The 14,195-nt window shown below is 69.3% G+C and carries 13 protein-coding genes; 7 read left to right on the top strand and 6 right to left on the bottom strand.

Translation table 11 applies throughout. The features are described 5' to 3' along the window. Positions 1-8: 8 nt before the first annotated feature. From JJ691_RS20440 to JJ691_RS20450, 3 genes are all read right to left on the bottom strand, one after another. Complete coding sequence (locus tag JJ691_RS20440; protein ID WP_211770332.1) at positions 9-647, bottom strand: winged helix-turn-helix transcriptional regulator; 639 nt, start codon at positions 645-647, stop codon at positions 9-11. A gap of 68 nt (positions 648-715) precedes the next feature. After that, positions 716-910 carry a hypothetical protein gene (locus JJ691_RS20445; protein WP_211770333.1) on the bottom strand — a complete coding sequence of 65 codons (195 nt, stop codon included), beginning with the start codon at positions 908-910 and terminating at the stop codon, positions 716-718. Positions 911-926: 16 nt separating this feature from the next. After that, positions 927-2,144, bottom strand: a complete 1,218-nt coding sequence (locus JJ691_RS20450) for an ROK family transcriptional regulator (protein WP_249228067.1) — start codon at positions 2,142-2,144, stop codon at positions 927-929. 132 nt (positions 2,145-2,276) lie between these two features. Between JJ691_RS20450 and JJ691_RS20455 the strand changes: the two genes are divergently transcribed. Further along, positions 2,277-2,933 carry a class I SAM-dependent methyltransferase gene (locus tag JJ691_RS20455; RefSeq protein ID WP_249228068.1) on the top strand — a complete coding sequence of 219 codons (657 nt, stop codon included), beginning with the start codon at positions 2,277-2,279 and terminating at the stop codon, positions 2,931-2,933. Between the two features lie 85 nt (positions 2,934-3,018). Here JJ691_RS20455 and JJ691_RS20460 read toward each other — a convergent pair whose 3' ends face one another. Then, the gene (locus tag JJ691_RS20460; RefSeq protein WP_211770334.1) at positions 3,019-3,993 is read right to left on the bottom strand and encodes a LuxR C-terminal-related transcriptional regulator; all 975 of its coding nucleotides are present in this window, start codon (positions 3,991-3,993) and stop codon (positions 3,019-3,021) included. Between the two features lie 127 nt (positions 3,994-4,120). Here JJ691_RS20460 and JJ691_RS20465 point away from each other — a divergent pair, with 127 nt between their 5' ends. Then, the gene (locus tag JJ691_RS20465; RefSeq protein ID WP_442912741.1) at positions 4,121-6,061 is read left to right on the top strand and encodes a putative Ig domain-containing protein; all 1,941 of its coding nucleotides are present in this window, start codon (positions 4,121-4,123) and stop codon (positions 6,059-6,061) included. 165 nt (positions 6,062-6,226) lie between these two features. Beyond that, positions 6,227-7,435 carry a helix-turn-helix domain-containing protein gene (locus JJ691_RS20470; RefSeq protein ID WP_211770335.1) on the top strand — a complete coding sequence of 403 codons (1,209 nt, stop codon included), beginning with the start codon at positions 6,227-6,229 and terminating at the stop codon, positions 7,433-7,435. Between the two features lie 489 nt (positions 7,436-7,924). Here the strand turns inward: JJ691_RS20470 and JJ691_RS20475 are convergent, their stop codons facing one another. Continuing rightward, complete coding sequence (locus JJ691_RS20475) at positions 7,925-8,656, bottom strand: DUF7873 family protein (protein WP_211770336.1); 732 nt, start codon at positions 8,654-8,656, stop codon at positions 7,925-7,927. 379 nt (positions 8,657-9,035) lie between these two features. On the opposite strand from JJ691_RS20475, the gene JJ691_RS20480 reads away from it, so the two are divergent. The 3 genes from JJ691_RS20480 (at position 9,036) to JJ691_RS20490 (ending at position 12,723) form a co-directional block, all read left to right on the top strand. Next, positions 9,036-10,190, top strand: coding sequence for a DUF222 domain-containing protein (locus JJ691_RS20480; RefSeq protein ID WP_211770337.1), 1,155 nt, complete (start codon positions 9,036-9,038; stop codon positions 10,188-10,190). Positions 10,191-10,572: 382 nt separating this feature from the next. Then, entirely contained in the window at positions 10,573-12,315 is a 1,743-nt protein-coding gene (locus JJ691_RS20485; protein ID WP_211770338.1) for a cellulase family glycosylhydrolase, read from the top strand. Between the two features lie 9 nt (positions 12,316-12,324). Further along, positions 12,325-12,723 carry a DUF3052 family protein gene (locus JJ691_RS20490; protein ID WP_211770339.1) on the top strand — a complete coding sequence of 133 codons (399 nt, stop codon included), beginning with the start codon at positions 12,325-12,327 and terminating at the stop codon, positions 12,721-12,723. Here the strand turns inward: JJ691_RS20490 and JJ691_RS20495 are convergent. After that, a complete protein-coding gene (locus JJ691_RS20495; RefSeq protein WP_211770340.1) occupies positions 12,713-13,087 on the bottom strand; it encodes a hypothetical protein in 375 nt (124 codons plus the stop codon). The two genes, JJ691_RS20490 and JJ691_RS20495, sit on opposite strands and share 11 nt — an antisense overlap. Positions 13,088-13,407: 320 nt before the next feature. On the opposite strand from JJ691_RS20495, the gene JJ691_RS20500 reads away from it, so the two are divergent. Continuing rightward, positions 13,408-14,034, top strand: a complete 627-nt coding sequence (locus JJ691_RS20500) for a DUF4360 domain-containing protein (protein WP_442912742.1) — start codon at positions 13,408-13,410, stop codon at positions 14,032-14,034. Positions 14,035-14,195: the final 161 nt, after the last annotated feature.

Below are 14,195 nucleotides of genomic sequence, written 5' to 3' on the forward strand. Positions count from 1 at the left end.
CGCGATTGTCACGCGAGGTCGAGCAGGCGGCGGCAGCGCTGCACCGCGTCGGTCGGCCCGCTGATGGTCAGCTCCCCCGCCGCCAGGGCGTCGGCGGCGGTCATCTGGCCGGAGCCCAGGCGCACCAGGGTCACGGCGTCAGCGGTGGCCACGACGGTGGCCTGGCCGGGGGCCCGGCCGGCAGCGGCCTGCACCTGGCCGGCGCGGACCTCGAAGCGGAAGACCTCGTCGTCGACGTGGAACTCGTAGTCCTCGTCGACATCCCCGGCCCACTCGGCCCGCAGCCGGGTCTCGGCGGCGAGGAAGCCCCAGCGCGGGCGGACGGCGTCCACAGTGGACTTGTCCGGGGTGAAGCCGAAGCCCCAGCGGGTGAGGTCGAGCACCACCGGCCGCAGCAGGGCGCCGGCCTCGGTCAGCTCGTAGGCCGGTCGGCTCAGGCACTGCCGGATGACCCCCTTGTCGACCAGGAACTTCAGCCGGTCGGCCAGCAGGTTGGTGCCCAGTCCGGGCAGGTCGGCCAGCAGGTCGCTGTAGCGGCGCGGCCCCAGCAACAGCTCGCGGACGATCAGCAGCGTCCACCGCTCCCCCAGCACGTCCAGCGCCGACGCCAAGCCGCAGTACTGGTGATAGGCACGCTTGATGTTCAAGATCCTCACCTCCCCCGGATGTCACTGTAGCCGAAAGTTTGAGGGCACAACCTTATCGCCGGGAACGGTCACGGTCGGCGCAGGTGAGCCAGCTCCAGGTGTTCTTCCACGTATCGGTCGAAGAGGCGCAGGGCCACGCCTTCCGCGACGGCGATCCGCTCGTCGACGTCGTGCGGCACCAGGGAAGTGACGGTGTTGTCGGCCAACAGGGCCTTGTGCGCCAACGGGTCCCGGAATCCGCCGCCGAGGGTCGTCAGCCTCATGCCGACGACCCTGACGTCAGGCGGTGCGGCGCACGTGATCAGCGGGATTCTGCACGATCCGGTTGATCACCGAGCCGGCCGCGCCGCGCACGGCTGCTTCCCAGCCCAGCCGTGACACCACCACCTGCGGCTCCGTCCACTCAGCGCCGAGCACGCGGGCCGACAACTCGGCCTGCACCGGTTCCCGCAGCCACGGGGCCAGCAGCGCGAACATGCCGCCCAGCAGCACGGCGTCCAAGTCGAGCAGATTCACCATGCTGGCCAACGCCATACCGAGGGCCTCGCCAGCCACCTCAACCGCGTCGACCGCCCGCTCGTCGCCGGACTCGGCCCGTTCCACCAGCCGCGCCAGCGGACCGGCCGGCGTGGCCAGGGTCGTGCCGGTGCGCGGCGGCAGGCCGGCCGCGCGCAGGATCGCCTCCTGCCCGGCGATCGCCTCCAGACAACCCCGCGCGCCGCAGCCGCAGACCGGCCCCTCCGGCCGGACCGTCACATGGCCGAGCTCGCCGGCGAAGCCGTTGCGGCCACGGAACAGCTCGCCGCCGACGATCACGCCGGCGCCGATGCCGATCTCCCCGGAGACGTGGATGAAGTCGGTCCTGGGCGGCTCGCCGAACCAGAGCTCGCCCAGCGCGGCCAGGTTCGCCTCGTTCTCCACGCTCACCGGCGGCCACCCGTCCCGGGACAGCTCGGCCGCCACCGGCACCCGGTTCCAGCCCAGGTTCGGAGCCGACGCGAGCCACCCTTGCGACGTGCGGACCAGTCCAGGCACCGCCGCCACGACGCCGGCCGCCGGCAGACCGGCCGCCCTGGTGGCGTCCAGCGCCGCCTCGACCAGCCCCGCCGCCTCGGCCAGCACCTCGGCCACCGGGCGGTCCCGATTGTCCACCAGGGACACCGCCTGGTGCCGGGGCCGGCCGGACAGGTCCAGCACGCAGCAGGCCAGGTAGTCCACGTTGATCTCGACGCCGACGCCGACCGGGCCGTCCGGGTTGAGCCGCAGGGCCTGCCCGGGCCGGCCGACGCTGTTGCCGGCCAGGCCGGCCTCCACGATCAGCTCATGCCGGGCCAACTCGTCCACCAGGCTGGACACCGTCGCCTTGGTCAGCCCGGTGGCGGCCGCCACCTCGGCGCGGGACACACCCTCGCCGTCGGCGACGCAGCGCAGCACCACGCCCAGGTTGTGGTCGCGCATCCCCTGTTGGCGGACTGGGACACCGGCCGTTTCGCTCACCGGACGAGTCTACGTAGTCGGTCGGGTGGCCGAAGGGCGCTGGCCCGATCGCCCGGATCTGGCGGCCGCCCGTAATCCCCCCGGCGGTCGAAGCGATGGGTCCCGTATGCGGCGAGGGACTAGGAGCCTGGGATGAGCGTGGCGCGTCGGATTCAGCAGCAGCTGACCAACCCGAACAACCCGCGGTCGCTGTCCGCGCGGGCTCGGGCCAAGCGCTGGGACGAGCTGATGCGGCGGTTCCCGTCGCTGGCCGAGATGCGGGTGCTCGACCTCGGCGGCCTGCCCGACTTCTGGCGCAAGTCGGCCGTCCGGCCCGCCCACGTCACCACCGTCAACCTGTCCTCGGCCGACGCCGACGAGCCGTGGCTCAACCACATCGTCGGCGACGCCTGTGAACCGGCGGGCCTGGCCGGCACGGAGTTCGACCTCGTGGTGTCCAACAGCCTGCTGGAGCATGTCGGCGGTTACGCCCGGCGGCGGCAGCTGGCCGACGTAATCCACAGCTACGCCAAGCGGCACTGGGTGCAGACCCCGTACCGGTACTTCCCGATCGAGCCGCACTGGGCGTTCCCGGGCCTGCAGTTCCTGCCGGTGTCGGCGCGGGCCGCGGCGATCCGGGTGTGGCCGCTCGGACACGCCAAGGCCGAGGGCTGGGCCGCCTCGGCCGACGCCGTGCTGGCCACGGAGCTGTTGTCGCTCACCGAGATGCGCCTGCTGTTCCCGGACTCCGACATCTGGCACGAGAAGGCCGCCGGCCTCACCAAGTCCCTGGTAGCCATCCGCCACTGACCCCGCGAGTCCCGCTCTCAGACAACCGTGTGTCGAGTTCCGGAACTCGACATTCAGTTGCCCGAGAGCGGGACTCGCGGGGGTGTCAGATCCAGCCGTTGCGCTTGGCGTGCAGGGCCAGCTGGAACCGGTTGGCCGCGCCGGTGCGCGACATCAGGCTCTCCAGGTGCCGGAACAGGGTCCGCCGGCTGATGCCCAGGGTGCGGGCCACCTGCTCGTCGCCGAGGCCGGCGGCGAGCAGCCCCAGCAGGCGACGTTCACTCGGCTGCAGGAACGGGCCGCCGGCCGAGTCGCCCAGAGCCAGCGGCAGCGCGGCCCGCCAGCACATCTCAAACAGCCCGATCAGCGCGGACAGCAGGCTGGACGGGCGGATCAGCAGCGCCGAGCCGCCCACGTTGTCGGCCTCGGCGCTGGACAGCGACACCACCGCGCAGTCCGTGTCGAATATCAACAGTTTCACCGGCACGTCCGGCAGCGTGCGGGCCTCCTCGCCGGCCTTCACGCAGGGAACCACGTTGTCCGCCAAGTACTCCGAGCGATCCAGCGCCGTCTTGGCGTACACCGCGCGATAGCGGATGCCGGTGCCGAGATTGTCCAGTTCGGTCTGATTGACGTCGGCCCCGGTGTAGTACGGCGGCGAGTCCAGGCCGCGCACCTCGGCCCGGACCGACTGCTCCAGCTGCCGGATCCGGTCCTGCACGGCCGCCTCGTCGATGATCTCCAGGAGAGTGTCCACGCCGACCGAGACCCGTTGGCGCAGCAGGCGAAACGTGTCGGCGGCGGCCACTCTCGCCGCCGCCAGCTCGGCCTCTCTGCGCCGGGCCAGCAGGTCCAGCGCGGGGCCGGGCGGCATGGCGACCAGGTCGGAGCCGGACCGCCCGGCCAGCCCCACCTGGAGCAGTTCCTCTACGCTGCAACGGATCTGCTCCGGTCGGCGGCCGGCCGCGTCGGCCAGTTGGTCCAGTGTGGACGTTCCGAGGGCGGCCAGCGCGAGATAGGCCCGGGCGGCCTGTTCGCCGAGTCCGAGGGTGACAAGGTGACCGGTGTCCGCCGAAACCATGGTTTCTCCCTGGGCTGGCGTTCGTTTCGGCACATTAGTGCCACTGACACCGGTGCGCCACCGATTGACGCCGCGGCACGGTACACAACGAGCACGGCTTTCCCTCTACCCTGCCAGGGAGGAAACTGTGCGCAGTCCCAGTCGATGGCTGGCCGCTCTCACCGGAATGGCCGCACTGGCGCTGACCGCCGGCTCGGCGCTGGCGTCGGCGACCCCGATCGCCACCCCGTCCAACCACCCCGTAACCCACGTCTGCGACCAGAACCCGAAGCCCGGCTTCGTGTCCTGCTTCGCCCTGCGCAGAACCGACGTCACCGCGTCCCCGAACACCCCGGCGCTACCCAGCGGCTACGGCCCGAGCGACCTGCGCAGCGCCTACAACCTGACCGCGTCCGGCAGCGCGTCGGCGACCGTGGCCATCATCGACTCCAACGACGACCCGAACGCCGAGTCCGACCTGGCCACCTACCGGTCCACCTACGGGCTGCCGGCCTGCACCACGGCCAACGGATGTTTCAAGAAGGTCAACGAGAACGGGCAGACCAGCCCGCTGCCCTCCGGCGACACCGGCTGGGCCGGCGAGATCTCGCTGGACGTCGACATGGTGTCGGCGATCTGCCCCGGCTGCCACATCCTGCTGGTGGAAGCCAACCAGCCGTCCATGAGCGACCTGGGCACGGCCGTGAACACCGCGGTGAGCATGGGCGCCAAGTACGTGTCCAACAGCTACGGCGGCTCCGAGGACGGCACGGAGAACTCCTCGGACTCCAGCTACTTCAACCACCCGGGCGTGGCCATCACCGCGAGCACCGGTGACAGCGGCTACGGCATCAGCTACCCGTCCTCCTCGGCGTACGTGACGGCGGTCGGCGGCACCTCGCTGAGCAAGGCCAGCAACAGCCGCGGCTGGACCGAGTCCGCGTGGAGCGGCGCCGGCTCCGGCTGCTCCAGCGACGTGGCCAAGCCGTCCTTCCAGAGCGGCGTCACCACCGGCTGCAACAACCGTGCCGACGCCGACGTGTCCGCGGTGGCCGACCCGAACACCGGCCTGGCCGTGTACCAGACCTACGGCGGCAGCGGCTGGGCCGTCTACGGCGGCACCAGCGCCTCCTCGCCGATCATCGCCTCGGTCTACGCCCTCGCCGGCGCCCCCGGTTCCAGCGACCGCCCGGCCGCCTACCCGTACGCCAACGCGAGCGCCCTCTACGACGTGACCTCGGGCAGCAACGGCAGCTGCTCCACGGCCGTGCAGTGCAAGGCCGGCGCCGGCTGGGACGGGCCGACCGGCCTGGGCACCCCGAACGGCACCGCCGCGTTCACCGCCGGCGGCACCCCGCCGCCGCCCGGCTCGCCGAGCGTCACCAACCCGGGCAGCCAGTCCGGCGTCGTCGGCACCGCGGCCAGCCTCCAGCTTTCGGCCACCGGCGGCACCGCGCCGTACACCTGGAGCGCCACCGGCCTGCCGGCCGGCCTGTCGATCTCCTCGTCCGGTCTGATCTCCGGCACGCCGACCACCGCGGGCTCGAACACCGTGACCGCGACCGTCACCGACGCGGCCAGCAAGACCGGCAGCGCCTCGTTCTCGTGGACGATCACCACCGGCGGTGGCGGCGGCTGCTCCGGCCAGCAGCTGGGCAACGCCGGCTTCGAGTCCGGGACCGCGCCGTGGACCACGACCTCCGGTGTGGTCAACGCCAACGGCTCCGGCGAGACCGCCCACGGCGGCACCCACTTCGCCTGGCTGGACGGCTACGGCACCACCCACACCGACTCGGCCACCCAGTCGGTCGCCATTCCGGCCGGCTGCCACGCGACGCTGTCGTTCTACCTGCACATCGACACCGCCGAGACCACCACGACCACGCAGTACGACAAGCTGACCGTGAAGGTCGGCTCGACCACCGTGGCCACGTTCTCCAACCTCAACGCGAACAGCGGTTACGTTCAGCATTCGTACGACGTCTCGTCGCTGGCCGGCCAGACCGTCACCGTCTCATTCAGTGGGAGTGAGGACTCCTCACTGCAGACCTCTTTCGTGCTCGACGACACGGCGCTCACCTTGAGCTGAAAGGCCTTTCTACGCCGGGGTGGAGCGCATGGGAGCGCTCCACCCCGGCTCTTTGTCATGATCGTGAGCATTCACTGTCACGATTCTGACGATTACCGACCGGAGTCAAAACGCGGTCCCGTGTGGCAGAATCGCCGAACACCTGACAGTTCTGGGGATGACGCCATGAGAACGACCGCCGAACGGCTGCCCAGGGAATTGGCGACACTGATCCGACCTCAGCTGCCCCCGCTGGCCGAGGAGATCGTGCACGCCATTCGGGCGACCATCCCGGAGTACGCGAAACCGCTGGACGGCTGCTACGGGCAGGCCATCCGGCTGGGCGTGAACCAGGCGCTGACGCAGTTCGTGGACCGCATCGCCGACCCCGACCGGCCGCGCCCCGACTTCGCCGAGGTGTACCGCCAGCTCGGCCGGCTGGAGGCCAGCGAGGGCCGCAGCCTCGACTCGCTGCAGAAGGCCTACCGGCTGGGCACCCGGGTGGCCTGGCGGCACCTGATCCGGTTCCGGCAGCGCAGCGGCCTGCCCACGGCCATGATGTGGACGCTCGGCGAGGCCACCCTGGCCTATGCCGACGAGCTCATTGCGCTGTCCGTCGAGGGCTACGCCGACATGCAGGCCCGCAGCGAACAGGGCCGGCAACGACGGCGCAAGCGCCTGCTGCGGCTGCTGATCAGCGAGGACGACACGGCCAGGGCCGAGGCCGTCGAGCTGGCCACCGCCGCCCGCTGGCCGCTGCCCGACCGGCTGTGCGTGGTCATGGTCGACCGGGCCGGCGGGCCGGCCGAGGCCGAACCCGAGCTGTCTGCCGAGATCCTGGCCGACTTCCAGGGCGCGGTCGGCTGTCTGATCGTGCCCGACTCCGAGGACTCCGACTGGTGGCCGCGGTGCGCCGCCGCACTCGCCGGCTGGCGGGTCGTGATCGGCCCGACCACCGCGCTGGCCGACGCCGCCAAGTCGCATCGGCACGCCCAGCTGGCCCGGGACCTGGTGCGCCGCAACACCATCGCCGAGACCTTCCCGGTGCGCTGCGCCGACCACCTGTCCACGCTGTGGCTGCTCACCGACGAGTTCCTGGTCGAACAGCTCATCCGCACCCGGCTGGCCCCGCTCGCCCCGCTCACCGACAAACAGCACAAGCGACTGGGCGAGACCCTGCTGGCCTGGCTGGAAACCCGCGGCGGCGCCCCCGAGATCGCCGCCCGCCTCCGCGTGCACCCGCAGACCGTCCGCTACCGCATGCGCCAGGTCGAACGCCTCTTCGGCGACCAACTCCGCTGCCCCGACGCCCGCTTCGAACTGGAGGTCGCCCTCCGCGCCGCCTCCCTCACCGAGTCCACGCCCCAGGACCAGGACGACCAGCAAGCCGGCTGACCCCCGCGAGTCCCGCTCTCAGACACATCGAAATGCGGTTTCCGATCGTGACGACGACGGCGAGGTCGCAGTCGCCGAGATCGCTGAAATGACGGTGGGCCCCGGACATGGCCAGTCCGGGGCCCTGCTTGGCCGCCCAATTGCGCACACCGGCACGTTTAAGGGGACGGGTCAGTGTCAGGTCGCCGCGCTCTTCCGTTGAGCTACGGCCGCATGGTTGGCGCGGCCGGCTGGATTTGAACCAGCACCTCGACGATGGTCGCCCGTCCCCGCGCGATCCGGTGTTCGGCGGAATGCTGACGCTGGAGCGAGAGCTTGAGGTTGATTCCCGGCTGCCTCTGCCAGTTGGGCTACCCCGGCGCGGAAGTGCCGGGAGGAGGACTCGAACCTCCGCTGTGGCCGGGAGAAATCAGGCTGACGACTCAGTTTCAGCTTCACGCCCCGGTGTCCGGGGCGCGCCCCCGCGCTCCAGCGGGGGAGTCTGTGACGCTACCCGAACAGGTAGCCGAAAACGGCGTCGCCGACGCGCTGGTCGGTGACCTCGTGGCCGTTGGCCTCCTCGCGGGCGAACTTGACGGCCTGCTGGAGCTTCTCGACCCGGTCGAGCAGCTCGTTGACACGGCGGGCCGGCAGCGCGCCGGAGAACTTGACGGTGGTCCAGTAGCCCACCGGCACGTCCTCGTAGTACACCTCGACCTGGGCGGGGTGCTTCTCGGTGGCCTCGGCCTTCACGTGGTTGCGCGGCACCTTCTTGGTGCGGATGGTCCGCACCTGCTCGGTGCGCCAGTAGTCGGCGGACTCCTCGAAGTTCCACGACTCGGCGGCGTCGAGCAGCGGCAGCTTCTTCACGAAGGTGTGCAGGTCGACCAGCTGCTTCTCCAGGAAGAGCAGGTAGGAGACGGGCACATCGGCCAGCAGCGTGCGGCCGTCGACCACCACGTCTGCCCGGGCCACGCAGTTGGCCCAGTCCTTGGTCGCGGTGACGTCGAACAGGCGGGTGAGCACAGTCGCGGTACGCCGCAACACGTCCTCGGTCTTGACTTGGACGCGCGTCGACTCCGGCGGCAGGACCTCGCCGTCCTCGTCCTTCGGCTGGTAGGTACGGGAGATGCCGGCCAGCAGCGCGGGCTTCTGGAGGGCGTGGTGCGCATCGGTCAGGTCCCGGAGCGCGCCGCTCTTGACGCCCTTCTCGACCGCGATGATCTGGTTCAGCTTCGTCATGATGGGGCGACGGTAGCGATGGGGTGCGGGTGGTCGCACCCGAATTTCGGGGTAGGCGCGCAGGACGTTCAGTCCATTGTGGATAGTCTGGCGAAAGTTGGGGCAGTGGCGGGGAGTTCTCGTGGTGGCTCCGGATGGATTTTGCGTGGAGCCTCTGGGCGATGGCCTACGAGGGGCACTTCCGGGGCAGGCAGGCCTGCCCCTCTCGCGTACAAGCGAGGGCCATCGCCCCCCTCCACGCAAAATCCACCCTCCGATATTGGTGTGGTCGATCATTGACCCAATGATCAGCGCAAGGTGATGAATAACTGCGATTATGCAGCAAATTTTCACTCGTTAGTGATTCGAGTTCGATCATGTGTGTGAGTATTCTGGAGGCATGGAAGACCTCGCCCGCGAGATGGAGAGCATGGAACCGTCGGGGGCCATGTTGGACTTCTTTCTGGGTGCGGATCTGACCAGTCTCACACCGGAACTGCAAACCACTGCGACCATCTGTCTCCGCAAGATCAAGGCCTTTGCCGATCACGCGCTGTTGTCCATTCTTCAGTGCGTCGAGGACACCACTGAGCTCGCCATGGCCATTCACGAGCCTGAGCAGTCCGTGGTCCGTCAGAAGGATCAGGCCGAGGCTCTGGTCCGGCTGCCCCGACTCGCCGACCTGGTCCGGCGCGGCGAACTGGATCTACGCCGGCTCCAGGTCGTCGACGAGCGGATTGTCCACCTGGCCAGGCCCGACCTGGTCGCCCAGGTCGAAGACGCCCTGGTCGACATCGCCCCCAGGCTCACCCGCACCCAACTGGCCCGCCTCACCACCAAGCTCGTCGCCGAGGCCGACCCCCTCGGCTACGACCAGCGCCGCCAGAAGGCCCGCGAGGACCGCCGGGTCGAGTTCATCCCGCTCCCCGACGGCATGGCCCAACTCCGCCTCACCCTCCCGGCCATCGACGCCCGCGCCGCCTATGAACTGCTGGTCCAGGACGCCCGCTCCCTCGCCAAAGACGACCGCACCACCGACCAGAAGCGGGCGGACGCCTTCCTGGACCGCTTCCTGGGCTACGGCGTGGATCGCAAGGTCAAGGTGCATGTCACCATCTCGATGGAGACGCTGATGGGGTTGACCGAGGACCCCGCCCTGCTCGACGGCTACGGCCCCATCGCCGCTGACGCCGCCCGCGAACTCGCCATGCACGGCCCCTGGAACGGTCTCCTTCTCGACGAGTACCGCCATGCCGCCGCCATCGGGACCCACACCTACCGCCCCAACGCCGAAACCCGCGCCTTCTCCACCCTCCGCGACGGCGGCACCTGTTCGGCCCCAGGCTGTATCAGTCCAATCAGGGAACTCGACCACACCGTTCCCTGGCCACAAGGTAAGACCAACGCCACCCAACTCAAGGGCTACTGCGCTCATCATCATCGCGTCAAGCACGGCAAATGCGGTAACTACACCGTGACCCTAGATTCTGACGGAACGCTCCATTGGGTCACCCCGCAAGGCCGCCACTACACCACCCAGCCCCACCAGTACTGACAGCCACACCGTTCTTTGACAATTCAACAGTGAAGCGGGCCCGCGAACAACAATCTCTCACCCAACCACCCAAAAACAAGCATCCCTTCACACCGTAGAACCCCCACCCACAACCACAGGCCAACCCATCACCCTCACCTCCACACTCCCCTCACCCTCCCTCCCGTCCTAAGCCCGCCCTAAACCCAGCCGCCCACCCAACCGCAACCGACCCACCCGAAGCACCCACCCACCTGACCCCACCCCACCACCCTCCACCACCATCGCCACACCCCCGACAACCTCACAACAACCACCCCTTGCCACCGGAACGGCCCCTTGACCGACTCCCCACCCCTCACTACCGTCGGTCGCGAATTTTTTTCACGTTATTGGGAGCGTGATGAGGGCACTGGTTGCGGTGCTCGCGGCGGCGACGGCGGTGCTGGGCACGGCCCCCGCGGCGATGGCCGATGACGTCCGGGCACGCCAGCTGACTGTCCACAATGGAACATTCGTGGACGGTTACGGCCGCGAGGTGGTGTTGCGGGGCTTCAACGTCTCGGGCGAGGTGAAGCTGGCGGAGAACGGTTTCCTGCCGTTCGCCAGCACGGCCGACGCGCAGTCGTCGGCGCAGGCGATGCGCCAGCTGACCGGTGCCAACGCGGTCCGCTTCCTGGTCTCCTGGGCCGGCGCGGAACCCACGCGGGGCCAGCTCGACCAGACGTACCTGGCCAAGCTCACCGACCAGATGCGGGCGTTCCTCGACGCGGGCATCGAGGTGCTGCCCGACTACCACCAGGACCTCTACTCCCGCTACCTGTTCAACACCGGCAGCTGGTACAGCGGCGACGGCGCGCCGAAGTGGGTCGTCGACCTCGGCCACTACCCGCAGGAGAACTGCGGCGCGTGTGTCCACTGGGGACAGAACGTCACCCAGAACGGCGCGGTGCAGGACGCCACCAGCGACTTCTGGCACAACGCCAACGGAGTCCAGGACGAGTTCGTCAGCCAGGCCACGCAGACCATGCAGTACCTGCACGACCATCTGACGGCCGACGAGTTCGCCGGTGTCGCCGGCATGGACCCGTGGAACGAGCCCTACGCCGGCCGCTACGACGCCAACCAGAACAGCCAGACCTGGGAGCAGAACACACTCTGGCCCTTCTTCCAGCGCTTCCGGCAGGCCATGGACACCGCCGGCTGGCAGGACAAGCCGGCCTTCGTGGAGCCGAGCATGTTCTGGAACGCCAACATCTCCTTCGAACGGCAGACCGGCGGCTTCCTCGACACCGGCGCGATCGGCTCGCGCTACGTCTTCAACACGCACTTCTACGACGAGCTGGCCCAGTCCGGCGTGCTCATGCCGGGCAAGGCCGGCGACGGCCAGTACAGCACCGACTTCGGCACGATCCGGGACCGGGCCCAGGCCCTGGGCACCACGGCGATCGTCACCGAGTTCGGGCATCCGCTGACCGGCTACACCTCGGACAAGACGCCGACCGTGGACAAGGCGATGTACCAGGCCCTGGATTCCCGGCTGTCCGGCGCGAACTGGTGGAGCCACCCCGGCCAGTCCGGCCCGGTGCTGTCCGGCACGCAGTGGCACTGGGACGTCTACAGCGGCCAGCACCACGAGCTGATGAACGACAATCCGAGCAAGGTGCAGACCATCGGCGACGGCTGGAACGGCGAGGACTACTCGTCGGTGCAAGGAAATCAGCTCCGCCAGGACCCGCGGCTGCTGGACCGGCTGTACCCGGCGGCGGTCGCCGGCCACACGCTGGCGTTCACCTACGAGGACCGGTCCCGCGACGGCAGCCAGGTGCTGACCTGGAACTCGGTGCCGAGCTCGATGCCCGCCACGTCGGCGATCGTCGGCAGCGGCCGCTACGGCGTGCTGGTCTGGCAGGGCTCGGACCTGGCGGCGCCGACCGAACTGCACGTGCCGGCCGGCATGAACGCGACGGTGGTCTCGGACGTGTCATCGACCCGCAGCGGCGACCAGCTGCTGCTGGCCGCCTCCCCCGGCCTGCACTACGCCCTGGTGGCCGAGCCGTCCGCGTCGCCTTCAGACAGCCAGCTCGCCGCGGCCCGGGCCGAACTCGCCCAATGGGCCCCGTCAGCCGCGACCGGAACGCCCTAGAATCACCGGATGGTCGAGGGCACGCCGCTGGACCGCAAGCTCGGCGTCAAGCCGGGTCACCGGGTGACACTGCGGCATGCCCCGCCGGGATGGACCCCACGGGAATGGGCCCTGCCGGACGTGGAACTGGTCGAGGACGACATCGCCGGGGCAGATGTCGTCCTCGCCTTCTACCGCCGCCACGCCGACCTCGGCGACGACGTCACCACCCTTGCGTCGGGACTGGCGGTGGCGTCGTCGCTGTGGGTCTGCTGGCCCCGCCGCGCCGGCGGGCACCGCAGCGACATCACCGACAACCTGCTGCGTGAACTTCTACTGCCGACCGGACTGGTGGACGTCAAGGTGGCCGCCCTGTCCGAGGACTGGTCGGGGCTGAAGTTCGTCTGGCGCAAGGAACTCAGGAAGTGACCTCGCGGTCGCGGTGGCGACCGGGCACCGTGGTCTCCTGCTCCCGCTGGGTGATCTCCTGCTGGGTGCTCAACTGCTCGGCGAGGCGGTCCCGCTCACGGCCGGCGTCGGCCGCTTCCCGGCGCGCGGCACGGAACTCGGCGCGCAGCGCCCGCCGCCGCTTGCCGGCCACCGACACCATCCACACACCCACGCAGAACACCAGGCCGATCACGATGCCGCCGACGAAGACCTGGGTCTCGTTGGCGTTCGTCACGTGCTGCCCGAACGCGGTGATCTCGTGGGTCGAACCGGCGCCGTTGAACGCGACCGCCGCCACCCCGACGGCGACCGACAGCACGACCAGCACGATTCCGACGATCATGGCCGTTCACCTCCACTGGGCCCCGTCCGGCCCGATGGGAGCGGTTACCCGGTCGCTGCCGAGTCAAACGTCTCGGCCGAACGGAGCCATCGCGTTTCGGCGGTCGCAGCACCGACGTGAGCGTGTTCCGATAGCCCGTCCGCACTAAATCAGCCAATGCGGTTTCCGTCACGGAAACCAGCTGGCGTCAATTCATCCCACGATCGGACAACGGGGTGTTTTCATGTTGCACCGTTCAGTGGGTGCCGCGTTGTTACGCTTGGCGCTACGGTGAGCGACGCGTGCGATCCTTGTCGTGAAAAGTATTGGGAAGGAAACCCATGCTTACTACGATGGCGGCCACCGGTCTGGCTTTATCGATGATCACTTCCGGTGTTTCCGCTCCCGCTTCTCCGCCGCCTTCAAGCCCGATCACGGTCGACGTCGTCACGGTCAACGGGTCCGGGTGCCCCGCCGGAACCGCCGCCGTCGCCGTGGCCAGGGACAACACCGCGTTCACCGTCACCTACAGCAACTACTTGGCCCAGGTCGGCCCGCAGTCCTCGCCGACCGACATCCGCAAGAACTGCCAGCTGGCTCTGCGGATCCACGTGCCGCAGGGGTTCACCTACGCGATCGCCGAGGCCGATTACCGCGGCTTCGCCGCGCTGTCCTCGGGCGCGACCGGCATGGAACAGGCCAACTATTATTTCCAGGGCACGGCGCCGACGGCCCGGGTCCCCCACAAGTTCTCCGGACCGTTCCAGGATGACTGGGAGACGGTCGACGCGACCGATGTCGCGTCATTGGTGTTCGCGCCGTGCGGCGTCGACCGGCTGCTCAATGTCAACACCGAGCTGCGGGTGGCCGCCGGCAGCTCCGATCCGGCCAGCACGAGTTTCATGGAGATGGACTCGACGGACGGCAGCATTCACTCCACCTATCACTTCGAGTGGAAGCAGTGCTGATCTCCTCCCGTGGTGGTCGGTGGCGTCTCCCCTCGTCGCCACCGACCGCTCAACGCCGGAAGTCGACGCTGCGCGCGTAGCCGGCGAACCCCAACGCCCGGCACAGCGCCAGGGCGCCCGGGTACACCACGGCCTCTCGGGCGGCTCACCGCACGCACCGC

The sequence above is a fragment of the Kutzneria sp. CA-103260 genome (genome assembly GCF_018263855.1).
GTDB lineage: Bacteria > Actinomycetota > Actinomycetes > Mycobacteriales > Pseudonocardiaceae > Kutzneria.